This window comes from Agromyces sp. Y782 (assembly GCF_059445405.1).
Window position 1 is genome coordinate 1,594,541 of sequence record NZ_JCAIUG010000001.1, and the last position, 21,945, is coordinate 1,616,485.

Sequence of the window (21,945 nt, forward strand, 5' to 3'; positions counted from 1 at the left end):
CGCTGCGGATCGAACTGATCGAAGAGCTCTTGTTGCAATAACCGCTTGAATCCGCCGATCCTTCTGCGCAACGAGGAATCTCTGCAGATCCGAGCCGGTGCCCCCTGTGCTTACGGACGTCGTCCACTTAGGCTGTCGCAGTGAGCCAAGCGCTGGACGAGGGGCCGTTCTTTCACGGCACGAAAGCCGATCTTCGGAACGGTGATCTTCTTACGGCGGGCTTCCGGTCGAACTATCGTCCCGAAGTCGTGATGAACCACATCTATTTCACCGCCCTTCCCGACGGTGCTGGACTCGCTGCGGAACTCGCGGCCGGTGACGGTGCGCCGCGCGTCTATGCCGTCGAGCCGACCGGCCCGTTCGAGGACGACCCGAACGTGACCGACAAGAAGTTCCCCGGCAACCCCACCCGCTCGTACCGCAGCACTGCCCCACTCAGGGTCGTTGGCGAGATCACTGATTTCACGCGACAGACTCCCGAGGCGCTACAGGCGTGGAGAGAACGTCTGTCAGCGCTCCGCGCCGACGAGCGAGGCGAAATCATCAACTGACCAGATCTGCATCGACGCGAGAATGCTCGCGGTGTTCCGTCGCCTGGTGGCAGATCCCTCAGCGGGGCGACACGACGACCTGAACCGTGTCGCCCACATCCTTGCCGAGTTGCTTTCGGACCTTGGCGTTGAGAGAGATCATGTGACCGCCGGTACCGGTCACCATCGCGCCCACATTCTCGAGGCGCACGTGGTCCACATCGGCATCGACCCGCACCGACTTCCCCGTGCCGAAGAACGCAGCCGACCCAGGGATCTCAACGCACGACCACGTCTCGCCCTTCACCTCGACGCCGATCGGCGCCTCGAAGCGCAGTTCCATCTCTGTCATGGAGGCCACTGTAGCCCGTTCGAACCGGCGCCCTACGCCCCGATGAGCCTCGCCGCCAGGTAACCCTCGAGCTCGGCGAGCGGCACCCTCACCTGCTCCATGCTGTCGCGCTCGCGCACGGTCACGGCGTTGTCGTCGAGCGAGTCGAAGTCGACCGTGATGCAGAACGGCGTACCGATCTCGTCTTGGCGACGGTACCGACGGCCGATCGCACCGGCGTCGTCGAAGTCGACGTTCCAGTGCTTGCGCAGCGATGCGGCGACCTCGCGAGCCAGCGGCGAGAGACGCTCGTTGCGGCTGAGCGGCAACACGGCCGCCTTCACCGGCGCGAGACGCGGATCGAGTCGCAGCACCGTGCGAGTGTCGACGCCGCCCTTCGCGTTCGGCACCTCCTCGACGTCGTACGCGTCGACGAGGAAGGCCATGAGCGAGCGGGTCAGGCCCGCCGCGGGCTCGATCACGTACGGGATCCAGCGTTCGTTCTTCGACTGGTCGAAGTACGACAGCTCTTTGCCGGAGTGCTCGGAGTGCGTCTTGAGGTCGAAGTCGGTGCGGTTGGCGACACCCTCGAGCTCGCCCCATTCGCCACCGGTGAAGCCGAAGCGGTACTCGATGTCGACAGTGCGCTTCGAGTAGTGCGAGAGTTTGTCTTCGGGGTGTTCGAAGCGACGCAGGTTCTCGGGGTCGACGCCGAGGTCGACGTACCAGTCCCAGCGGTAGTCGAGCCAGTACTCGAACCACTGGTCGTCGGTGCCGGGCTCGACGAAGAACTCGAGCTCCATCTGCTCGAACTCGCGCGTGCGGAAGATGAAGTTTCCGGGCGTGATCTCGTTACGGAACGACTTGCCGATCTGACCGATGCCGAACGGCGGCTTCATGCGTGCGGCCTGCAGCACGTTGGCGAAGTTCGTGAAGATGCCCTGCGCCGTCTCGGGGCGGAGGTACTGCAGCCCCGACTCATCCTGAACCGGGCCCAGGTAGGTCTGCAGCATCATGTTGAAGTCGCGAGGCGGAGTCCACTGGCCGCGGGTGCCGCAGTTCGGGCAGGCGATGTCGCCCATGCCGTTCTCGGGGGCGCGGCCCTTCTTCTCTTCGAAGGCCTCGAGCAAGTGGTCTTCGCGGAAGCGCTTGTGGCAGTGCAGGCACTCGACGAGCGGATCGGTGAAGACACCGACGTGGCCCGAGGCGATCCACACCTGCTTGGGCAGGATGACGCTCGAGTCGAGGCCGACGACATCGTCGCGGCCGGTGACCATGTACCGCCACCACTGCCGCTTGATGTTCTCTTTCAGCTCCACGCCGAGGGGCCCGTAGTCCCACGCGGAGCGGGATCCGCCGTAGATCTCGCCGGCCTGGAAGACGAACCCCCGATGCTGGGCGAGGGCGATGACGGATTCGAGACGGCTGGGTGCGGCCACGGTGGCTCCAATGGTCCTAGAGATCGGGGGTTTCCCGGAAACGACACGGTGACACCATCCTACGGGCGGGTGCGAGCGCGAACGAGCGCGAGCCATCCGCCCGGCGAGCAGACGCTGGCGAGCGGATGCCGCGGCTCACGCGGCCCGCAACGACCCGGCCCTGATCTCGGCGACCGAGCGGTGCCCGGCGAGGCCCAGCGTGAGGTCGAATTCGGCGATGTGGTTGCGCACGACCTCGTGCACACCCGTCGACCCCGCGACGGCGAGGCCATAGGCGTACGGCCGGCCGATGCCCACGGCCGTGGCGCCGAGTGCGAGGGCGATGAAGGCATCGGCACCGCCGCGCACCCCGCTGTCGAGGATGACGGGCACGCGGCCGCCGACCCGTTCCACGACACCCGGCAGCGCGTCGAGGCTTGCGACGGAGTCGTCGATCTGTCGCCCGCCGTGGTTGGAGACGACGAGGCCGTCGACGCCGTGGTCGAGCGCGCGCGCCGCGTCATCCGGATGCAGCACTCCCTTCAGCAGCACCGGCAGCGACGTCCATTCACGCAGTTTCGCGAGGTCGCCCCACTCGAGCGCCGGGTTCGAGAACACGTCGAGGAAGGTCTCGATCGCCGCGCGAGGCAGCGGCGAGCGCAGGGCCGCACGTACTCCGCCGTCGACGAGCGGCGTTCGGGCGCCGGCACGCGCGATCGAGAACGCCGAGGCGAGGAGCTTCGGCGTGACCTTCGGTCGCGCTCCCCCGCCGACCCCGCCCGCGCCGCGTGCAACGCGCTGCCGCACGAGCTCGGCGAAGACCGGGTCGCTCGTGTATTGCGCGATCCCCTGCCCGCGCGTGAAGGGCAGATAGGCCGCGTCGAGATCGCGAGTGCGCCAGCCGAGCAGGTGCGTGTCGAGGGTGACGACGATCGCCTCGCACCCGGATGCCTCGGCGCGACGCACGAACGACGCGTTGAGCTCATCGGAGGCGCTCCAGTACAGCTGGAACCAGCGCGATCGCGTGCCCATCGCGGCGGCGACCTCCTCCATCGGGCGTGATGCCTGGTTCGAGAGGATGTACGGAACGTCGAGCGCCGCCGCGGCACGGCCGACCGCGACATCCGCTTCGCTGTGCGCCATCTCGGTGACGCCGATCGGCGACAGCACGAAGGGCGTCGCGCGGCGCCGCCCGAGCAACTCGATCGAGAGATCGCGCTCGGAAACGTCGCGCAGCACGCGCGGCCAGATCTGCCAGCGCGCGAATGCCGCACGGTTCGCCGCCATCGTCGCCTCGGCGCCCGCGCCGCCGGCGAGGTATGCGAACGCCTCGGCTGACACGGCCTTGCGCGCGGCGCGTTCGAGTGCAGCACCGTCGACCGGCACCGCCGGACGGATTCCCGAGAGCCCCGCCCGGTACACCTCGGACTGCACGGCTCTCGCGAATCCACGTTGCTCGTCGGCGGTCATCGGCTCGGTCGATGTCATCGGCTCGCTCCTTCGCGATCGGCGGATGCGAGCCAGCGTAGCTGCGACGCCAGAGATCACACAGGCTCGCTCCTTCGCGATCGGCGGATGCGAGCCAGCGTAGCTGCGACAGTAGGGCTCACGACAGGGCGCCGGTCAGGCGTGACCGCGCTGACGACGGAGCCCGCACCGACGCACGACATAGGCTGGAACGGATATGCCTGAACTCACCGACATCCGCGTCGCCGCCATCGCTCTCGTGCGCGATCGTCGGGTGCTCATGGTCACGGCTCGCGACCGCGACGTCTACTACATGCCGGGCGGCAAGATCGACGAGGGCGAATCGGCCGCAGCGGCCGCCGCCCGCGAAGCCCTCGAAGAGGTCGCGCTCATTCTCGATCCGGCCTCGCTCGAGGAACTCTTCGAGGTCGTCGTGCAGGCGCACGGAGAGCCCGACGGACGGCTCGTGCACATGCGGGTCTTCCGCGCCGAGACGGATGCCGCGCCCATCGCCTCCGCCGAGGTGGGCAGCCTGCACTGGGTAACGACCGCCGACCTCGATCGCTGCCCGCCCGCCGGGGCCGAAGTGCTCCAGCGCCTCGCGGCGGCCGGACTCATCGACTGACCGCCTCGTAGACTTCGGGCATGCCGACGACGCGCGAGTTCCGCAGCGGCGAGTGGGTCACGCTCATCACCCAGACGGGCATCGACGACGGCCCTGGCTACGTGCTCGTGCACGGCATCGGTATGGCGCACGAGTACTGGTCGGATGTCGCGGAGGCCCTCGGTCGCACCGGCACGATCTACGCCCTCGACATGCCGGGCTTCGGCGAGGCGCCGGAGCCCGAGCAGGCGCCCTCGATGCCGGAGGCAGGCGAGCTGCTCGCGGCGCTCGTGGTCGCGGAGGGCATCGAGCGACCGGTGCTCGTCGGGCACTCCGCCGGGGCGCAGGTCGTGGCCGAGGCCGCGGCGCGGCGTCCCGAGCTCTTCGATCGCATCGTGCTCATCGCGCCGACCGTGAACCCCGACGAGCGCACGGTGGCGAAGCAGGCCGCCCGGCTGGCGCAAGACCTCGTGCTCGCTCGCCCGAAGGTGATCGGCCTCGGCATCGTGTCGTACGCGAAGGCGGGCCTCGGCTGGTTCCTCGAAACGCTCAGGCCCGTGATCGCTCACGAGATCGAGCGCACCCTGCCGCGAATCGCAGCCGTCACCCTCGTGATCCGCGGCGAGCGCGACCGCATCGTTCCCCGCGGCTGGGCGGAGCAGGTCGCCGGCCTCGTGCCGAACGGCCGATACATCGAGGTTCCCGGACGCGGTCACGAGACGATGATCACCGCCGGACCGCAGGTGGCCGAACTCATCGCGAGGCATGCGCGCGGCGAGGCGGTCGGCCGCAGGGTTGCGGCGGTGGCGCTCGCGGAGGCATCCGCTTCGCCGCCGACGGATGCCGCGGTGACGAGCGACGCGACCATGACGGATGCCCCGGCGACGACGGCTCCCGCACCACTCGCGCCGCTCGCGGCCGCGGGCTGGTGGGCGCTCGACTACCTCGATGCGGCGAGGCGGCACACGCGCGTGCTCACCGTGCCGAAGCCCCCGAGGCTCTGGGCCGAGGGCGACGCCGACAAACCGACGGTCTTCCTCCTGCCGGGCGTCTACGAGCACTGGTCGTTCATGGAACCGCTCGGCAACGCGGTCAACGCGCGGGGCTACCGCGTTCGGGTCGTGCACGGCCTCGGCGCGAACCTGCTCGCGATCCCCGAGACGGCCGAGCGGATCACTCGAGCGCTCGAGCGGATCCCACCGCCGCACGCCGGCCGCATCATCGTGGCGCACTCGAAAGGCGGCCTCGTCGGCAAGCGGATGCTGCTCGACGACGCCGACCGGAGGCTCGGCCTGCTCGGGGTCGTCACCGTCGCCACGCCGTTCGGCGGTTCGCGCCTCGCACGGTACCTGTTCGATCCGCGGCTGCGCGAGTTCGACCCCGCGAGCGCGACGATCGTCGAACTCTCCGATGCGGCATCCGTCAATTCGCGCATCGTGTCGGTGTTCGGCTTCTTCGACCCGCACGTGCCCGAGGGCAGTGCGCTCGCGGGCGCGACGAACGTGCAGGTTCCGGTCGCCGGGCATTTCCGCATCCTCGCCGCCCCCGAGACGGCGGCAGCCGTCGTCACGGGAGTCGCGTCGCTCACCGAGGCGGCCGCGGTGCGGCACGAATGATGCAGGCGACCCGAGCGATGCCGGACGCGCGCTGCGGGTGCCGCCTGGCGCGCAGACACCCGACGCCCGATCAGAGTGCTTCGAACGGAGCAGCGTAACGGAAGTCGCCGCGACGCTCGTCAGCGGCACCCGACAGGCGAAGCGCCTGGAAGTAGATGCCCCACGCAGGGTCGGGTGAGATGACCCCCACTTCGGAGCCGGCGACGAAGCCGAACCGGCCGTAGTAGGCAGGGTCGCCGAGCAAGGCGATCACTCGCTCACCATGCTCTTCGGCGACACGGACCGTCTCGCGCACGAGCGCGGACCCGACACCGGCCCCCTGCCGCTCGGGGAACACGGCGATCGGTCCGAGACCGATCGCCGGAGTCCCGCCGACGCTGCCCCGCGTGCTGATGCAATAACCGATGACCTCGCCATCGACTTCGGCGACGAGCGCGAGATGCGGCAGCACGGCGTCGGACGCGAGCAGCGCAGTATTGAGGCCCACCTCGATCGGCGGGTCGTCGACCGTCGTCGTGGGCGTTGCGAAAGCGACCGACAGCAGCCGGTCGACGATCGCATGGTCGAGCGGATGCAGCGGGCGGATGAGCACTTCGTTCAATGCACGTACTCCAGTAGGTCGGCGCCGACCTGGCGCATGCCGTCGAGCACGGCGAGACGCGAGGAGAGCATGGTGTCGGCGTAGTACATCGACACGGCGTACGAGACGCTCGCGCGCGGTCCGCGGAGCACGCCGACCTCGCTGCGCACGCCGCCGTCGGTGCCGGTCTTGTTCATGAGCAGCACGTTGTGATCGGGCGCGCGGTGCGCGAGCGGATCGAGCCCGAACGCGCTCGCGACCATCGACAGGTCGGCGTTCAGCGAGAGCCATCCGGCGACCCGCTGCGACACCTCGGGTGAGACGATCTCACCGCGGGCGAGCGAGGCGAAGAGCCACGTGAGCTCTTTCGCCGAGCCGATCGAGAGCTGCGGGGCGTCGTCGGGGCCTCGGTGATCGCGCACGAGGTCGAGCAGCGCGGTGCGGGTGAGGCCGAGTGCCTCGGTGCGAGCGCGCACAGCCTCGAGACCGACGTGACGGATGAGCACATTCGTCGCGAGGTTGTCGCTCGTCGCACCGATGAGGGCCGCGAGGTCGGCGAGAGGCAGCGACGGCGACTGCATGTGCTGCCAGATACCCGAGTCGCCGACCGCGTCGCGGGGCGCCCTGTCGAGCACGGTGAACGACTCGCTGCCGTCGCCGGCGAGGCGGGAGGCGACCTCGACGAGCAACAGCACCTTGCCGATCGAGGCGGTCGGCATCACCACATGGTCGTCGACGGAGAAGAGCACCTTTCCGGTCGCGAGGTCGGTCGCGCGTGCCGAGACCTGCACGCCCGCGAGCGCGAGTTCGCCGAGCGAGTTGAAGCCGCGGGCGAAGCTCTCGTTGGCCTCTTCAGTGCGATGTTTGCCGTGCTGGATGCCGGAATGCCGTGCTCGCCGCTCCGAACCCTGCGACGACGTCACCACGGTGATTCCACGGCCTTCCTCTGGCAGTCGGCGCTCCCCCACCGCGGTCAGCGGCGCGCTCGAGATTCGGTGTTCTTGCGATGCGGATCTGCTACTACCAGATCGTCACGCGCTCGTCTGGGTCGAGCCAGAGAGCGTCATCGGGAGTCACTTCGAAGCTAGCGTAGAACTCGTCGATGTTCCTGACGATCTGGTTGCACCGGAACTCGTTCGGCGAGTGCGGATCGATCGCGAGCAGGCGGATGACCTCTTCGTCGCGGCCCTTCATCTGCCAGGCCTGCGCCCACGACAGGAAGAAGCGCTGCGCCGCGGTCAGACCGTCGATGACCGGTGCCTCGTCGACGCTGCCGCCGAGCGACAACACGTATGCCTTCCACGCGATGGCGAGGCCGCCGAGGTCGCCGATGTTCTCGCCGATCGTGAGCGCACCGTTGACGGCGTGCTCGCCCGCTGAGCTCGTCGAAGCGGCCTCGTCGGCGGAACCTTCGACAGGCTCAGGGGGCAGTTCGGCGTCAGGTCGGAGCTGGGCCGGCACGAGCGCGTCGTACTGCTCGATGAGCGCGGTCGTGCGCTCTTCGAACGCGGCACGGTCGGCCTCGGTCCACCAATCGGTGAGTCGGCCGTCGCCGTCGTACTTGGAGCCCTGGTCGTCGAAGCCGTGCCCGATCTCGTGGCCGATCACGGCACCGATGGCACCGTAGTTCGCCGCGGCATCCCGCCCGGCGTCGAAGAACGGGTACTGCAGAATCGCCGCGGGGAACACGATCTCGTTGAACCCGGGGTTGTAGTACGCGTTGATCGTCTGCGGCGTCATGAACCACTCGTCGCGGTCGAGCGGCTTGCCGATCTTGCCGAGCTCGCGATTGAACTCGAACTCCGCCGTGGCCCGCACGTTGCCCACGAGGTCGTCGGTGGTCTCGAGCGCGGAGTAGTCGCGCCACTTCACCGGGAACCCGATCTTCGGCGTGAACTTCTCGAGCTTGTCGATGGCCTTCGCGCGGGTCTCTTCGCCCATCCACTCGAGGCCGGTGATCGACTGGCGGTAGGCCTCGACGAGGTTCGCGACGAGGTCGTCCATCGCCTCTTTCGCGGCGGGCGGGAAGTTCCGCTCGACGTAGATGCGACCGACGGCCTCGCCCATGGCGCCCTCGACGAGCGAGACGCCGCGCTTCCAGCGCTCGCGCATCTGCGGGGTGCCCGTGAGGGTGCGGCCGTAGAAGTCGAAGTTCGCCTCGACGAAGTCGTCGGACAGGTACGCCGCGCTGCCGCGAATGACCTGCCAGGTGAGCCAGTCCTTCCACGCGGGCAGGCGGTCTTCGGTCAGCAGCGCACCGAGGCCCTGCACGAACGAGGGCTCGCGCAGCACGATCTCGTCGAACGCGCCGGCGGGCACACCCATCGCGTCGCGCCAGAGATCGAGGTCGACGGATGCCTCGGCAACCGCGTCTTGCCAGGAGAACAGGTTGTAGGTCTTCTCGCTGTCGCGAGTGTCGACGTTGTTCCAGTGCGCCGCGGCGATCGCGGTCTCGAGTTCGAACACCCGGGCCGCGCGCTCTTCGGGCGCTTCGAGTCGGGCGAGCCGCAGCATCCGCTCGAGGTGCGAACGGTACGCCTCGCGCACGGACTCGAATCGCTCTTCACGGAAGTAGCTCTCGTCGGGCAGGCCGATGCCGCCCTGCTCGACGAAGACGAGGTAACGCTCGGGGTCGCCCGGGTCGTTGTCGACGTAGAGCTGCATGAAGCCTGGCACGCCCTGCCGCTCGAGCTTGCCGAGGGTCGTGAGGAATGCGTCGACCGAGCTGATGAGCTCGACCTCGACGAGCTGGCCGGCGATGGGAGTCGCGCCCAGGAGGTTCGCGTGCTCTTCGTTCATGAAGCTCGCGTAGAGGTCGCCGACCTTGCGCGCCTCGGTGCCGGGCTCGGCGTCTTGCGACTCCTCGATGATCTCGCGCACGGCCTGCTCGGCCTCCTCGTGCAGCACGAGGAACGAGCCGTACCTGGCCTTGTCGGCTGGGATGTCGGTGCGTTCGATCCACTTGCCGTTGACGTGTCGGAAGAGGTCGTCTTGCGGGCGGATGCCCGCGTCGAGCTCGTCTTTCGTGATTCCGGAGGGCAGCGCGACGTCGGTCATTCCCCCAGCCTAAGCGCGGGTGCCGACGTTCGGGCACCCCGAATGCGGGCGACGCGCGGGCGTCCGGCGACCTCGCAGCTTCGGCGGCATCGCGGCGGTCAGGCGACCTCGCGGCGGTCAGGCGACCTCGCGGCCGTCGAGGTAGAGGCTCGTGACGAGATCGTCGATGGCGGCGCGAGCCGGGTCGCCCATCATCTCGCCGATCGCGAAGACCGCGAACGCCAACTGGGTGCCGTCGGCAGCGCGAACGACGCCACCGAGCGAGCACACGATGTTGATGAAGCCGGTCTTCGCGCGCACGGCGTCGCCCACGATCGTGTTGTCGCCCGTGAACCGCCGGCGCGGAAAGGTGCCGTTCGGCCCGGTCGCCGGAAGCATGTCGTCGATGACGCCGAGGTGGTGCTCACGGCGGTGCGCCCGCATCAGGAGCTCGGCGACGAAGCGCGCGGGCACCGCGTTGCGGTGGCTGAGTCCGGAGCCGTCGCGAATGGTCAGGTCGTCGACGGCAAGGCCGTACCGCGAGAGGAGCGTGGGGATCGCCCTCGACACGCCCTCGAAGTCGGCCGGCTCGCCGATCGCGATCGCGGAGAGACGGGCGAGGGATTCCATGAGCGCGTTGTCGGAGGTCTCGAGGCCGAACCGGATGAGTTCCGACAGCGGCGGCGAGAAGACCTCGGCGAGCAGCGGGGCGTCGGGGCGGGCACGACCGCGGGAGATCCGGATGCCGCCGGCGGGGCCGCCCGCGCCGCCGCGAACGCCATCGTCTCGAGCACCGCCGTCAGCACCACTGCCGAGCAGTTCCGCGAATGCCGCACCGACCCGACCCACCGGATCCTCGCTGCGCGGGGTGTCGTCGACGGTCGGGTCGTCACGGTCGCCGTCGACCTGGAGCGCCGTGATGAGGGAGATGTAGCCCTCGGGGCTCCGCCCTGCGTGGTCCCAGTCGGGCAACCAGGCGGGGTCGGAGAAGAGCGAGTCGTCGAGCACGAGGCGAGTGATGGGCTCGTCACCCAGCGCGGCGAGCGCCGCATGAGCGAGCGTCTCGAGGTGCGCCGAGTGCCGGTAGAAGGATGCCTCGCCGACGGGCAGCCTCGTCAGCGTGACGTCACCGCCGCCGACGAGCACGACCTCGCCGGGTTCGGCTCCGGCGACCACCCTCGTCGGAATCCGGTGGTCGGGACCGAGCGCGGCGAGCGCCGCCGCAGAGGTGAGGAGCTTCATCACGCTCGCGGTGGGGCCGGGCACCGCGCCGTCGCGATCGAAGACGACGGTGCCGTCGGCGACGTCGATCACGTGGATCCTCGGCGAGCCGAGCCTCGGGTCGCCGGCGCGCACGCTCGTGCGCCCTCGGCCGACTCCCACCGGCGCCTCGGTCGTCATCGCGCGCTCGCCCGAGCGTTCGCGGTTGCGCTCATGGTCGGCACGTGGCATCCCCTCACCGCGCCGATCGGGCGCAACATACGAAACGTATCCTCGTCGGATGCCGAGAAGCTTAGGGCAGTGGGCGGCAGAAGGCACGCGCTTCCGATACGGATGCCTCGGCGCCGACGTCAGTTCCGTGCGGCGTCGGTCGTCGCGCCCGACCGCGGCGTCGGTCCGCAGGTCGTCGACGACCCACCGCACACCGTTCGCATCGAGCGTGAATCGATCGACCGCCTCGCGTGCCGACGTCGCCGGCGGCGCATAGGCTCGACGCGCTCATGAGTACCAGTGACACCGCCCCACGGTCCGTCGACCGCGACATCCTGCGCCTCGCCGTACCCGCGCTCGGCGCGCTCATCGCCGAGCCGCTGTTCCTGCTCGCCGACACCGCGATGATCGGGCACCTCGGGGCCACCCCGCTCGCGGGCCTCGGCCTTGCGAGCGCGGTGCTGCAGACGATCATCGGGCTCATGGTGTTCCTGGCGTACGCGACGACGCCGGCCGTCGCGCGTCGCGTCGGACTGGGTGACGAGCGCGGGGCCGTCGCCTCCGGCATCGACGGGCTCTGGCTCGCGCTCGGCATCGGGGCGGTGCTCGCGGTCGCCGGTTGGGTGGCGGCGCCCGTGCTGGTGGGCCTGTTCGGCGCGAGCGCAGACGTCGCCGCCGAGGCATCCGTCTACCTGACGATCTCGATGGCCGGGCTGCCCGCCATGCTCGTCGTGTTCGCCGCCACCGGCCTCTTGCGCGGCCTGCAGGACACCCGCACGCCGCTCTGGGTGGCGGGCATCGGCTTCGCCGTGAACATCGCCCTGAACTACGTCTTCATCTACGTCGCGGGCTGGGGCATCGCCGGCTCCGCCATCGGCACCGTGATCGCCCAGTGGGGCATGGTCGCGGTCTACCTGGTCGTCGTCGCCCGGCACGCCGCACGGGTCGGGGCGAGCCCGTGGCCGCATCACGCCGGGGTACTCCGCGGCGCGACCTCGGGCGGGTGGCTGTTCCTGCGCACCCTGAGCCTGCGCATGGCCCTGCTGCTCGCAACGTGGGCGGCGACCTCGCTCGGCTCCAACGAGCTCGCGGCGTTCCAGGTCGCGATGACCATCTACTTCACGATCGGCTTCGCGCTCGACGCGCTCGCGATCGCCGCGCAGGCGCTCATCGGGCGCGACCTCGGCGCGGGCGACGTCGCCGCGGTTCGAGCGGTGCTGCGTCGCTGCCTGCAGTGGGGCGTCGCCAGCGGCGCCGTCGTCTGCGTGGTCGTGATCGCGACGGCGTGGGTGCTTCCGGCGGTCTTTACGAGCTCAGCGGATGTCGCAGCGCTGCTGCCCCCGACCCTCGTCGTCCTCGCACTCTCCGCGCCGCTCGGCGGCGTCGTGTTCGTGCTCGACGGCGTGCTCATCGGCGCCGGAGACGCCCGCTATCTCGCCTGGACCGGCATCGTGAACCTCGCGGTGTTCGTGCCGCTCGCCCTCTGGGTGGTCGCCGTCGCTCCGGCTGGCGCCGCGGGCCCGGCGTGGCTCATGGCGGCGTTCGCGATCGGCTACCTCGGGGCGCGGGCGGTGACGCTCGGGCTCAGGGCGCGCGGCGCGTCGTGGATGGTGGTCGGCGCGGGGCGCTGATCGGCGCGGGGCGCTGATCGGCGCGGGGCGCTGATCGGCGCGGGGCGCTGATCGGCGAGCGGGGCAACGGGCCGGCGGACGCGCGCACCGGGCCGCGGGTCAGGCGGCCGGCTCGCCCAGCCACTCGCGCGCGGCCGCGACGAGGGCTGCGACACCGACGTCGAGCGTCGGCTCGATGAGAGGGGCGAAGTGCGGCGAGTGGTTCGACGGGATGTCGTCGGGCATCCGCCCGGTCGCGAGCGCATCGCCGAAGAGCGATGGGTCGGAGCCGCCGAGGAACCAGTAGACGAGGGGCGCGCCTACTGCGGTCGCGAGCACGCCGACGTCTTCGCTGCCCGAGACGATGCCCGGATCGATGATCCGCTGCTCGCCGAGCGCGCGGCGCAACGCCGCCGCGGTGCGCTCGGTCGCCGCCGGGTCGTTCACCGTGACCGGGAACCGCTCCTCGTAGTCGAACTCCGGCTCGCGCGGCGCCTGCGCCGCAGCGGCTTCGGCCCGGGCGATTCGTTCGATCGACGCGAGCACCTTCGTGCGCACCGTCTCGTCGAAAGTGCGCACGCTGAGTCCGAGTGCCGCCTCCGCCGGGATGATGTTGTTCTTCAGGCCCGCGTGGATCTGGCCGACCGTCACCACCGCGGCATCCGTGGGTGCCAGCTCGCGCGCGACGATGCCCTGCAATCGCACCGTCGTCGATGCGGCGAGGTAGACCGGGTCGACCGTGGTCTCGGGTCGCGAGCCGTGACCGCCGGTGCCGTGGAGTCGGATCGTGAGCGAGTCGGCGCCTGCCATCGCCGCGCCCGCGCGCACCGCGGCGAACCCCGCGGGAAACGGCGCGACGTGCTGCCCGAGCACGATGTCGGGCTTCGGCACCCGGTCGTAGAGGCCGTCGCCGACCATCTCCTCCGCGCCGCCGCCCCACTCCTCGGCGGGCTGGAACAGCACGACGAGGGTGCCCGACCAGGTGGCGCGATCGGCGACGAGCCGCTCGGTCGCGCCGAGCAGGCACGTGACGTGCACGTCGTGGCCGCAGGCGTGCATGACCGGCACATCGTTCCCGTCATGGTCGATGCCCCGCGCAGTGCTCGCGTACGGCAGCCCGGTCGCCTCGGCCACGGGCAGGCCGTCCATGTCGGCGCGCAGCAGCACCGTCGGGCCGGCGCCGTTCTCGAGCACGCCGACGACACCGGTGCGGCCGATGCCGGTGGTCACCGTCAGGCCGAACGCGGTGAGCGCTTCGGCGACGATGCCGGCGGTGCGGTGCTCCTGGAACGAGAGCTCGGGGTTGGCGTGCAGATCGCGATAGACGGCGGCGAGGTCGAGGCTCATGACGGTCATGAGGGTCAGCCTATGCCGATCGGAATTCGAAGCGCACGCGCACGTGGTACCCGCCGGTCATTCGCCGCGCTCGGCCCGCCATTCGACGAGGAGCTCGGGCATGCGGCGCTGGATGAACGCGAAGAAGTCGCTCATCTCCTGGATGCGCTGCGAGGCGAGCGACTCGGGGTCGTCGATCGCGGCGACCGCCTTCGTCGCGAGCGCCTCGATGTGGTCGTAGAGCGGGTTCTTGGCGATCGTGACCGTGTACCAGGCGTGCTCGGGCAGCTCGTAGACGTCGCGTCGCGAGCCCGGCTGCGACACCCGCCGCACCATGCGCAGCGTCTGCAGGTAGCGCACTGCTCCCGAGATCGCCGCGGCGCTCGCGACGAGCTGCTCGCCCAGCTCCTTCGCCGTGAGGCCGGTCGCCTCGGCGGCGATGAGCGCCATGAGTACGCGCGCCGGCATACGAGGGAAGCCCGCCTCGGCCATCGCCGCGGCCGACTGCTCGACGAACTCGTTCACCGCCTGGTCGTCTCGCGCCATGCTCCCATCCTCACAGAACGAGCGGGGCACCCGCACAGATGCCCCGCCCCTCGTTCACCCGCCGAGTGCGAGGTCGCGCCGTCGCACGAGAGCCGTGGCGCCCGCCGCGACGATGACCGCGATGGCGGCCATCGCCCACGCCGCGGCCCAGTCGACGTCCTCGGCCGTGACGATCGGCGTGTGACTGAACGGCGAGAGGTCGCGCACCCACTCGGGGAATCCGAAGAGCCCGCCGAACTGCCCGAGCACGATGGCGAGGAGCAGCACCGCCCAGCCGAGCGCGATCGACAGGCGTGGCAGCGCCGCGAAGGCGAGCGCTGCGATCGCGACGATCACGAGCCCCGCCGGCAGCTGCGCGAGCCCCGCCTCGGCGACGATCGACATGCGCGCACCGGCATCCGTCGATCCGATCAGTCCGACGAACGAACCGAGCACCGCGAAGGCGAGCACGGCGGCGACCGAGACGGCGCCGATCACGAGGTACGACGAGAACCAGCGGAAGCGCGAGACGGGAGCCGCGAGCACGAGCTCTGCCGTGCCTCCGGCTTCATCCTGCCGGGCGCGCATGACCGCCTGCACGCCGCCGATCGCGGCGAGCGCGCCGACGAGACCGAAGATGCCGGTCGTGAAGAGGTCGATCATGCCGCCCTCGGCATTCGGGCCGGCGAGCGACGCGAGGGTGTCGCCGATCGCCTGCGATGCCTCCTCGCCGTCGGGCGTGTTCACGAGGTCGACGACGGTCTGCCCGACCGCGCCGATCACGAGCCCGAAGAGCGCGCCTCCGACCACCCAGCCGATGACGGGATTGCGGAGCGTGCGCCAGACGAGGCCCACGGGGCCCGAAAGGCTCGCCGGGGCATGCCGGCGACCGGCGCGCTCGGAAATGATGCTCGAGTCGATGTCGCGGCTCGACTGCAGCAACGCCGACACCGCGAAGAGCAGAGCGCCGAGGCCGAGACACGCGAACAGCGGCCAGACGAGCTGGTGTGTGAATGGCGCGACCGCCTGTCCCCAACCGATAGGGCTGAGCCGGCTCCACCACCCGGCCTGCATGCTGAGGCCGCCGGGCTGCACCGTGCCGGTCGCGTCGCCCATCGCGCGCAGGGCGTAGCCGAGGGTGACGATCGCCGCAGCGAGTCCGTTTGCGCCGCGCGAGGTGCGCATGAGCTGCGCGCACGCGAGTCCGACGCCGAGGTAGGCGATGCCCACGGCCGACATGGCCGCTCCGTAGAGCACGGCGCCCGAGGCATCCGCCCCGTAGAGCCAGGCCACGCCGCCCATGACGAAGCCGACGGCGATGCTCAGAACGACGCCCTCGAGCGCGGTCGCGACGAGCGGGGCGATGCGGCCGGCCGGTGTCGAGCCGACGAGCTCGGCGCGACCGGCCTCCTCATCGCCGCGGGTGTGCCGCACGGCGAGGAAGGTGCTCATGAGGCCGATGATGAGCCCCAGGAATCCGAAGAGCAGGAAGAACTGGAACGCGTCGGGCGCAGTGCCCTGCGGGGTGCCGCGGAGCATCAGGATCGCCGGACTCATGATCACCAGGTGAATGACGCTCGCCCGCTCGTCGGCGGTGCCGTACGTCTCGGTGACGGCCGCGTGGCCCACGACCTCGAGCACCGCGAAGAGCGCCAGCCAGATGACGATCTGCACGCGGTCGCGGCGGAACCGCGCCCGCAACAGGGTCGGCAGCGTGTTCATCGCACGCCCTCGAGGCTCGACCGGGCGGGCTGCTCGACCTCATCGTGGTAGTGCCGCATGAAGAGCTCCTCGAGCGAGGGCGGGTTCACGGTGACGCCCGTCGCACGCAGGCGGCCGAGAGCCGCGAGCACCTCGGGCATCGCGTCGGAGTCGGCGGTGAAGCGCACACGCGAGCCGTCGACGGCGAGGTCATGCGCACCCGGGATGCTCTGGAGCGCTGCGGGTTCGATCCCCTCGGCCGCGAACGAGATCTCGGTGCGGGTGAGGTGGCGGAGCTCGGCGAGCGTGCCGGTCTCGACCGTGCGCCCGGCGCGAATGATGCTCACCCGGTCGCACAGGTGCTCGACCTCCGAGAGGATGTGGCTCGACAGCAGCACGGTCGCCCCGTCGCCGAGCAGGGCCACGATCTCCTGCCGGAAGACCGCCTCCATGAGCGGGTCGAGGCCCGAGGTCGGCTCGTCGAGGATGTAGAGATCGGCGGGCGTCGCGAGCGCCGCGATGAGCGCGACCTTCTGCCGGTTGCCCTTCGAGTAGGTGCGGCCCTTCTTCGACGGGTCGAACTGGAAGACCTCGACGAGGTGCTCGCGTCGCGCGGTGTATGCGTGCTTGTCGGACGCGCCGCCACGCAGGCGCGTGATCAGGTCGATGGCCTCGCCGCCCGAGAGATTCGACCAGAGGTTGACGTCGCCGGGCACGTAGGCGATACGGCGGTGCAGTTCGACGGCGTCGCGCCAGGGGTCGCGGCCGAAGAGCGTCGCGTTGCCCCCGCTCGCCCTGATGAGGCCGAGCAGCACCCGGATGGTGGTGGACTTCCCCGCGCCGTTCGGGCCGAGGAACCCGTGCACCTCGCCGGCTTCGACACTGAGGTCGAGCCCGTCGAGTGCACGCACGCGGCCGAAGCGTTTGTCGAGGCCGCGCGTTTCGATGACGGTGTTCATGCGGCAGACAATACGCTCGATTCACAAATTTGTGAATATTCCTAACGGAATCCTAACGGGGTCCATCGGCAAGGCGTCCGAGTCTCGAAGACGGCCCGCTGCAGCAATTCAGGAGCGGAGGCGTGTCGCGGCGACGACGCGCCGGTCCGACGCCGACACGCCGGGTGCGCACCTGAATTGCTGCACGGAGCGGCGTGGGAGGGAGGCGTCCGAGAGAGGCGTGGAGAAGGACAGGGCGAGTGACGGATGCCGCGGGGCGGACGGATGCCGCGGGGCGCGTCAGCTCGCGGCGGGTCGCGGCACCGCCGTCGTGTCGCCGACGTGCAGCGTGCTGGTGAAGCACCGCGAGGCCGGCGGCTCGCCCGAAAGCATCTGCACGACGGCCTCGCCGGCGGCCCGCCCTTTGGCCACTGACGGCTGCACGAGCGTCGTGAGATCGTGCTGCAACCCGTCGACCCTGATGCCGTCGAACCCGAGCACGCTGAGGTCGGTTGGTACGTGCAACCCGAGTTCCTCCGCCGCCTGGATGACCCCCGCCGCGAGCAGGTCGCTCTGCGCGATCACGGCGGTCGGGCGGCGGTCGGGATCGGCGAGCAGCGCACGCGCGGCCTCGAGGCCTTCTTCGATCGAGCTCGCGGCGGCGACGCGTCCGGTCGCGTTCGGGAAGACCTCGCGTGCGCCGGCCAGACGCTGGCTGGCGGTGTCGGCGGTGCTCGACTGCAGCAGCTCGGCGGTGATCGGGCCACGGGTGCGCGCCGGGTCGACGGGCAGCGTGACGATCGCGACATCCGTATGGCCCAGTTCGCGAAGGTACTCGGCGCCGCGCCGGGTCGCCGCCCGGTTGTCGATCGAGATCTCGGGGATGTCTTCGCCCGTCGCCCCCTCGATCGCGACGGCCGGGATGCCGCGGCGTCGCAGCGCCTCGATCGAGACGCCGAGCCGCGGGCTGCAGCCGATGAGCACGACGGCATCGACGGGGGCACTCTCGATACTCACGGCCTGGCCGCCCTCTGCGCCCGTGTCGGTGAGCAGCAGGAGCCCGGCGCCGAGCGGCGCGATGCCCTCGGAGATGCCGTCGAGCATCTGGATCTTCACGGGATCGAGGAATGCCGCACGCACCCGCTCTTCGAGAACGACGCCGACGATGCCCGAGCGTCCGCGGCGGAGCGAGCGGGCGCGCGGGTCGGGGCCGGCATAGCCGAGCTCGGATGCCGCGACGAGCACGCGTTGCTTCGTGGCATCCGACACGGGGCCCGAGCCGCTGAAGGCGAGCGACGCCGTCGACTGCGAGACGCCGGCGCGCGCCGCGACATCGGCGAGCGTCGGACGCTGGGCAGGATCGGACTGCATGCGCCCGATTCTAGGCCGAATCGATTCGATCGGCTCAGCGCGATGCAGTGAGGGCGCGACTGCTTCGCAGGAACGACGCCGCCAGGGTGGCGCGGTCGTCGAGATACCCGGCGACCATCGCGCCATCGCGGATCAGCATGAGATCGTCGGCGACCGCGCCGGGGTCGGGGAGGCCGAGCGGCCCGACGAGTTCGGCGAACGCGGCCTTGCACCAGGCGCGGTGCACGTCGACCGTCTGGCGGACGGCGCTCGTCGGGTCGGGGTACTCGGCGGCGGCGTTGATGAACGGGCAGCCACGGAATCCGGGTTCGCAGGCCATCGTGCCGAGTTGTTCCGAGATCAGCTGGAACGCTCGATCGGGGTCGCCGGCGGCGTGTGCGATCGCAGCGCCGATGCCCTCGCGTTCGAGCTCCGCTCGGCGCTCCAGGTGAGCGACCACGAGGTCGTCCTTGCTCTTGAAGTGCCGGTAGAAGGTCACCTTCGTCGTGCTTGCGCGCTCGATGACCTTGTCGACGCTGACTGCGCGGAGCCCCTCCGCATAGAACAGCTCGGTCGCGGCGTCGATGAGACGTTCACGCATTGACACCTTCACAGCCTCGATCATAGGAGCCCCCTCTCAGCGGCACTTGCGCCGGTTGCCGATCGTCGTTTACTGTCGATTCAGGTAGAGTGACTAGTTATTCTACCTGACAGTGCAACCGCGCATCCACCTTCCAGCGACCCCACTCCGACCGCGCCCTACACACGAACGGAATCCACATGACCTCCACCACCACCCCCACCACCCCCACCACCGACCATCGCCCGCCGACGATCGCCACCGCACTCCGAAACCTCTACTTCGCGCGCTTCGGCTTCGCGGTCGTCTGGGCCGTGCTCGTCTTCCTCACCGCAAGCACCATCAACCCCGTGAGCGCCACACTCCTCGTGCTCTACCCGGTGTTCGACCTCGCTGCGGCCGTCATCGATCACCGCACGACGCGCGGGACCAAGCCGGCGCCCGTCCTGTACGTGAACATGGCGCTGAGCCTGCTGGCCGCGATCGGCCTCGGCATCGCCGTCACCTCCGGCCTGCCGGCCGTGCTCGTGGTCTGGGGTGCGTGGGCGATCACCGCCGGTGTCGTGCAGCTCATCGTCGCCATCACCCGGTACTCGCTCGGCGGAGCGTGGCCGATGATCCTCAGCGGCGGCATCTCCGTCATCGCCGGCACGGGATTCATCATGATGTCCGGTGGCTCCACCGGCTCCATCGCCACCCTCGCGGGGTACGCCACCCTCGGCGGCATCTTCTTCCTGATCTCCGCACTCCGCCTGCAGCGCGCCGCGAAGAACGCCGCGAAGAACGGCGCGAAGAGCACCAACCGATGACCGCCACCGAGTACGACGTCATCATCATCGGCGCCGGTCCCGTCGGAGAGAACGTCGCCGACCGCGTCGTTCAGGGAGGTCTCACCGCAGTCGTCGTCGAATCCGAACTCGTCGGCGGCGAATGCTCCTACTGGGCGTGCATGCCCACCAAGGCGCTCCTCCCCGACGCCGCCGCCCTCCGCGCCACCCGGCAGCTTCCCGGCGCCGGCGCGGCGACCATCGGCACGCTCGACGTCGACGCCGTGCTCGCCCGTCGCGACCGGTTCGCGTCCCACTGGCACGACGACGGGCAGGTCGCCTGGTTGAACCACGCCGGCATCACCCTCGTGCGTGGTCACGGGCGTCTCAGCGCCCCGCGAACGGTCGCCGTCACGAGTGAAGACGGTAACGTCACCACGCTCACAGCGCGGCACGCGGTCGTCATCGCCACGGGCACGAGCGCCGCGCTCCCTCCGATCCCGGGGCTGGCGGATGCGGCGCCGTGGACGAGCCGTGAAGCGGTCTCCGCGACGCAGATCCCGAACCGGCTCGCCATCATCGGCGGCGGTGTCGTCGGCACCGAGATGGCGACCGCCTACAGCGCGCTCGGTGCCGAGGTGACGTTCATCGCGCGTGACGGTGTGCTTCCGAACGTCGAGCCGTATGCCGCCGAGCACGTCAGGGCCTCCCTCGAACGCGAGGGTGTGCGGGTGATGATCGGCGCCAACCCCAACCGGGTCACTCGCGACGGCGACGGAGCACACGTCGCCCTCGCCGATGGCGAGATCATCGATGCCGACGATGTGCTCGTCGCCACGGGTCGGAAGCCGAACACGGGCGACCTCGGCCTCGAACTGGTCGGACTCCCGGTGGCCGGCTGGCTGAAGGTCGACGACACTCTTCGGGTCGTCGACTCCGGCGGCGAACTGGTGGACGAGGGCTGGCTCTACGCCGTGGGCGACGTCAACCGGCGCGCATTGCTCACCCACCAGGGCAAGTACCAGGCGCGCGCCGCCGGCGACGATCGCCAGCGAGGTGCCCATCGACCGGCTCTGGCACGCCGTGCCCGCCTACCCCACCATCAGCGAGGTCTGGCTGCGCCTGCTCGAGACCGCCGGACGATGAGGGCGTAGCATCCGAGCAACACCGCATCCCCACCACTTCAGGTTCCACGCCACGTGAGAAAGGACGACATCATGACCACCAAAGTGACACTCATCATCGACAACCCGAGCGACCCCGCTGCGTTCGAGCAGGCCTATACGAGGATTCTCGAGCTCGCGCAGCTGCTCCCGACGCTCGAGCGGTTCGAATCGGCGAAGGTCTGGCCGAAGGAAGACCACACGCCCACCCCCGCCTACCGCACGCTCGACCTGTACTTCGACAGCTACGAGCACGCCTCCGCGGCGGTGGCGACTCCGGTCGCCGGCGAGTTCTTCCAGACGCTCGTCGGCACCGGGGCATCCTTCACCGGACTGTTCTCCGACATCGAGCAGCACTGATCGTCGATCACCGCTCGCTCGAGGCCTCCCGTCGATCGGCGGGAGGCCTCACCGGATGCCGCGACGAGCCGCGCCTCGAGATCGGCGAGCGTCGGGCGTGAAGCGGCATCGGGCTGCAGGCGCCCGATGCGAGGCCGCATCGATTCGATCGGGTCGAGGGCGATCTCAGGGACGCTCCGCGATCTGCTTCACACTCGCGACGAGGGAGTCCCACATCCCCTGTGAATGCCGGGCGGCCTCCGCCGTCGGGTTGTTGTCTTGCGAGAGCGTCAGCACGGTGGCACCGTCGCCCTCCTCGAGAGTCCAGGTCAGCGTGTGGTGGTTCTCGGGCACGTCGTCGGCGCCACTCAACGGGCTGAAGTGCGTGTGCACGAGGCGCACCCCGGGCTCGACCGCCAGCACGACGCCGTGATCTTCGTAGGGCTCGCCCTTCCAGACGCCGCGCCAGAGGATCGGGCTGCCGATCGACCAGTCGGTCACGAGCTCGGTACCGAACATGAACTCGCGGGCGGCCGCAGGATCGGTCACCACGGCCCAGACACGCTCCCGTGGGGCGTCGATCGTGATGGTCGACGTCGCGTCGAAGTCTGCGGTCATCTGATC

General features: G+C 70.0%; 20 protein-coding genes and 1 pseudogene. 7 read left to right on the top strand and 14 right to left on the bottom strand.

The genetic code is table 11. The features are described from left to right. Window positions 1-140: 140 nt before the first annotated feature. Window positions 141-551, top strand: a complete 411-nt coding sequence (gene arr, locus AC1C2S_RS07305) for an NAD(+)--rifampin ADP-ribosyltransferase (RefSeq protein WP_495351864.1) — start codon at window positions 141-143, stop codon at window positions 549-551. A 58-nt stretch (window positions 552-609) separates the two neighbouring features. Here arr and AC1C2S_RS07310 read toward each other — a convergent pair whose 3' ends face one another. From AC1C2S_RS07310 to AC1C2S_RS07320, 3 genes are all read right to left on the bottom strand, one after another. Continuing rightward, window positions 610-882, bottom strand: coding sequence for a DUF1905 domain-containing protein (locus AC1C2S_RS07310; RefSeq protein WP_495351865.1), 273 nt, complete (start codon window positions 880-882; stop codon window positions 610-612). A 32-nt stretch (window positions 883-914) separates the two neighbouring features. Further along, on the bottom strand, window positions 915-2,300 hold the full coding sequence (locus AC1C2S_RS07315; protein ID WP_495351866.1) for a glycine--tRNA ligase: 1,386 nt from the start codon (window positions 2,298-2,300) through the stop codon (window positions 915-917). A 135-nt stretch (window positions 2,301-2,435) separates the two neighbouring features. Beyond that, a complete protein-coding gene (locus tag AC1C2S_RS07320; RefSeq protein ID WP_495351867.1) occupies window positions 2,436-3,767 on the bottom strand; it encodes an alpha-hydroxy-acid oxidizing protein in 1,332 nt (443 codons plus the stop codon). Window positions 3,768-3,963: 196 nt separating this feature from the next. Here AC1C2S_RS07320 and AC1C2S_RS07325 point away from each other — a divergent pair, with 196 nt between their 5' ends. Both AC1C2S_RS07325 and AC1C2S_RS07330 read left to right on the top strand, forming a co-directional pair. Next, window positions 3,964-4,371, top strand: a complete 408-nt coding sequence (locus tag AC1C2S_RS07325) for an NUDIX domain-containing protein (RefSeq protein ID WP_495351868.1) — start codon at window positions 3,964-3,966, stop codon at window positions 4,369-4,371. Between the two features lie 20 nt (window positions 4,372-4,391). Beyond that, window positions 4,392-5,966 (top strand): alpha/beta hydrolase, encoded by a 1,575-nt coding sequence (locus AC1C2S_RS07330; protein ID WP_495351869.1) that lies wholly within the window; start codon window positions 4,392-4,394, stop codon window positions 5,964-5,966. Window positions 5,967-6,036: 70 nt separating this feature from the next. Here AC1C2S_RS07330 and AC1C2S_RS07335 read toward each other — a convergent pair whose 3' ends face one another. The 4 genes from AC1C2S_RS07335 to AC1C2S_RS07350 all read right to left on the bottom strand — a co-directional run bounded on the left by AC1C2S_RS07335 (window position 6,037) and on the right by AC1C2S_RS07350 (window position 11,034). Then, on the bottom strand, window positions 6,037-6,558 hold the full coding sequence (locus tag AC1C2S_RS07335) for a GNAT family N-acetyltransferase (protein WP_495353212.1): 522 nt from the start codon (window positions 6,556-6,558) through the stop codon (window positions 6,037-6,039). A gap of 5 nt (window positions 6,559-6,563) precedes the next feature. Continuing rightward, on the bottom strand, window positions 6,564-7,469 hold the full coding sequence (locus AC1C2S_RS07340) for a serine hydrolase (protein WP_495351870.1): 906 nt from the start codon (window positions 7,467-7,469) through the stop codon (window positions 6,564-6,566). 97 nt (window positions 7,470-7,566) lie between these two features. Then, on the bottom strand, window positions 7,567-9,603 hold the full coding sequence (locus AC1C2S_RS07345; RefSeq protein WP_495351871.1) for a M13 family metallopeptidase: 2,037 nt from the start codon (window positions 9,601-9,603) through the stop codon (window positions 7,567-7,569). A gap of 117 nt (window positions 9,604-9,720) precedes the next feature. Next, window positions 9,721-11,034, bottom strand: coding sequence for a D-alanyl-D-alanine carboxypeptidase/D-alanyl-D-alanine-endopeptidase (locus AC1C2S_RS07350; protein WP_495351872.1), 1,314 nt, complete (start codon window positions 11,032-11,034; stop codon window positions 9,721-9,723). A 269-nt stretch (window positions 11,035-11,303) separates the two neighbouring features. Here AC1C2S_RS07350 and AC1C2S_RS07355 point away from each other — a divergent pair, with 269 nt between their 5' ends. Beyond that, on the top strand, window positions 11,304-12,644 hold the full coding sequence (locus AC1C2S_RS07355) for an MATE family efflux transporter (protein WP_495351873.1): 1,341 nt from the start codon (window positions 11,304-11,306) through the stop codon (window positions 12,642-12,644). A gap of 99 nt (window positions 12,645-12,743) precedes the next feature. Here the strand turns inward: AC1C2S_RS07355 and AC1C2S_RS07360 are convergent, their stop codons facing one another. The 6 genes from AC1C2S_RS07360 to AC1C2S_RS07385 all read right to left on the bottom strand — a co-directional run bounded on the left by AC1C2S_RS07360 (window position 12,744) and on the right by AC1C2S_RS07385 (window position 19,073). Continuing rightward, complete coding sequence (locus AC1C2S_RS07360; protein WP_495353213.1) at window positions 12,744-13,970, bottom strand: amidohydrolase; 1,227 nt, start codon at window positions 13,968-13,970, stop codon at window positions 12,744-12,746. 66 nt (window positions 13,971-14,036) lie between these two features. After that, window positions 14,037-14,504 (bottom strand): GbsR/MarR family transcriptional regulator, encoded by a 468-nt coding sequence (locus AC1C2S_RS07365; protein WP_495351874.1) that lies wholly within the window; start codon window positions 14,502-14,504, stop codon window positions 14,037-14,039. A 54-nt stretch (window positions 14,505-14,558) separates the two neighbouring features. Next, entirely contained in the window at window positions 14,559-16,205 is a 1,647-nt protein-coding gene (locus tag AC1C2S_RS07370) for an ABC transporter permease (protein WP_495351875.1), read from the bottom strand. Then, window positions 16,202-17,143: an ABC transporter ATP-binding protein gene (locus AC1C2S_RS07375; RefSeq protein WP_495351876.1), complete on the bottom strand. Its 942-nt coding sequence runs from the start codon at window positions 17,141-17,143 to the stop codon at window positions 16,202-16,204. Before AC1C2S_RS07375 ends, AC1C2S_RS07370 begins: the two co-directional genes overlap by 4 nt. Before the next feature lie 279 nt (window positions 17,144-17,422). Continuing rightward, window positions 17,423-18,493 (bottom strand): LacI family DNA-binding transcriptional regulator, encoded by a 1,071-nt coding sequence (locus tag AC1C2S_RS07380; protein WP_495351877.1) that lies wholly within the window; start codon window positions 18,491-18,493, stop codon window positions 17,423-17,425. 34 nt (window positions 18,494-18,527) lie between these two features. Beyond that, window positions 18,528-19,073 (bottom strand): TetR/AcrR family transcriptional regulator, encoded by a 546-nt coding sequence (locus tag AC1C2S_RS07385; RefSeq protein WP_495351878.1) that lies wholly within the window; start codon window positions 19,071-19,073, stop codon window positions 18,528-18,530. A gap of 179 nt (window positions 19,074-19,252) precedes the next feature. Between AC1C2S_RS07385 and AC1C2S_RS07390 the strand changes: the two genes are divergently transcribed. From AC1C2S_RS07390 to AC1C2S_RS07400, 3 genes and pseudogenes are all read left to right on the top strand, one after another. Further along, complete coding sequence (locus AC1C2S_RS07390; protein ID WP_495351879.1) at window positions 19,253-19,861, top strand: hypothetical protein; 609 nt, start codon at window positions 19,253-19,255, stop codon at window positions 19,859-19,861. Beyond that, window positions 19,858-20,965 (top strand): annotated as a pseudogene (locus AC1C2S_RS07395) (dihydrolipoyl dehydrogenase family protein). The gene AC1C2S_RS07390 and the pseudogene AC1C2S_RS07395 overlap by 4 nt, the downstream one beginning before the upstream one ends. A gap of 71 nt (window positions 20,966-21,036) precedes the next feature. Then, entirely contained in the window at window positions 21,037-21,342 is a 306-nt protein-coding gene (locus tag AC1C2S_RS07400; protein ID WP_495351880.1) for an EthD domain-containing protein, read from the top strand. 165 nt (window positions 21,343-21,507) lie between these two features. Here the strand turns inward: AC1C2S_RS07400 and AC1C2S_RS07405 are convergent, their stop codons facing one another. Beyond that, window positions 21,508-21,939, bottom strand: coding sequence for an SRPBCC domain-containing protein (locus AC1C2S_RS07405; protein ID WP_495351881.1), 432 nt, complete (start codon window positions 21,937-21,939; stop codon window positions 21,508-21,510). Between the last annotated feature and the right edge of the window lie 6 nt (window positions 21,940-21,945).

What these genes read in the sequence shown, in the direction of transcription:
- AC1C2S_RS07310 (WP_495351865.1), bottom strand. Translation starts at nt 882, where the DNA reads ATGACAGAGATGGAACTGCGCTTCGAGGCGCCGATCGGCGTCGAGGTG.
- AC1C2S_RS07320 (WP_495351867.1), bottom strand. Translation starts at nt 3,767, where the DNA reads ATGACATCGACCGAGCCGATGACCGCCGACGAGCAACGTGGATTCGCG.
- AC1C2S_RS07325 (WP_495351868.1), top strand. Translation starts at nt 3,964, where the DNA reads ATGCCTGAACTCACCGACATCCGCGTCGCCGCCATCGCTCTCGTGCGC.
- AC1C2S_RS07330 (WP_495351869.1), top strand. Translation starts at nt 4,392, where the DNA reads ATGCCGACGACGCGCGAGTTCCGCAGCGGCGAGTGGGTCACGCTCATC.
- AC1C2S_RS07345 (WP_495351871.1), bottom strand. Translation starts at nt 9,603, where the DNA reads ATGACCGACGTCGCGCTGCCCTCCGGAATCACGAAAGACGAGCTCGAC.
- AC1C2S_RS07350 (WP_495351872.1), bottom strand. Translation starts at nt 11,034, where the DNA reads ATGCCACGTGCCGACCATGAGCGCAACCGCGAACGCTCGGGCGAGCGC.
- AC1C2S_RS07355 (WP_495351873.1), top strand. Translation starts at nt 11,304, where the DNA reads ATGAGTACCAGTGACACCGCCCCACGGTCCGTCGACCGCGACATCCTG.
- AC1C2S_RS07360 (WP_495353213.1), bottom strand. Translation starts at nt 13,970, where the DNA reads ATGAGCCTCGACCTCGCCGCCGTCTATCGCGATCTGCACGCCAACCCC.
- AC1C2S_RS07365 (WP_495351874.1), bottom strand. Translation starts at nt 14,504, where the DNA reads ATGGCGCGAGACGACCAGGCGGTGAACGAGTTCGTCGAGCAGTCGGCC.
- AC1C2S_RS07370 (WP_495351875.1), bottom strand. Translation starts at nt 16,205, where the DNA reads ATGAACACGCTGCCGACCCTGTTGCGGGCGCGGTTCCGCCGCGACCGC.
- AC1C2S_RS07375 (WP_495351876.1), bottom strand. Translation starts at nt 17,143, where the DNA reads ATGAACACCGTCATCGAAACGCGCGGCCTCGACAAACGCTTCGGCCGC.
- AC1C2S_RS07380 (WP_495351877.1), bottom strand. Translation starts at nt 18,493, where the DNA reads ATGCAGTCCGATCCTGCCCAGCGTCCGACGCTCGCCGATGTCGCGGCG.
- AC1C2S_RS07385 (WP_495351878.1), bottom strand. Translation starts at nt 19,073, where the DNA reads ATGCGTGAACGTCTCATCGACGCCGCGACCGAGCTGTTCTATGCGGAG.
- AC1C2S_RS07390 (WP_495351879.1), top strand. Translation starts at nt 19,253, where the DNA reads ATGACCTCCACCACCACCCCCACCACCCCCACCACCGACCATCGCCCG.
- AC1C2S_RS07400 (WP_495351880.1), top strand. Translation starts at nt 21,037, where the DNA reads ATGACCACCAAAGTGACACTCATCATCGACAACCCGAGCGACCCCGCT.
- AC1C2S_RS07405 (WP_495351881.1), bottom strand. Translation starts at nt 21,939, where the DNA reads ATGACCGCAGACTTCGACGCGACGTCGACCATCACGATCGACGCCCCA.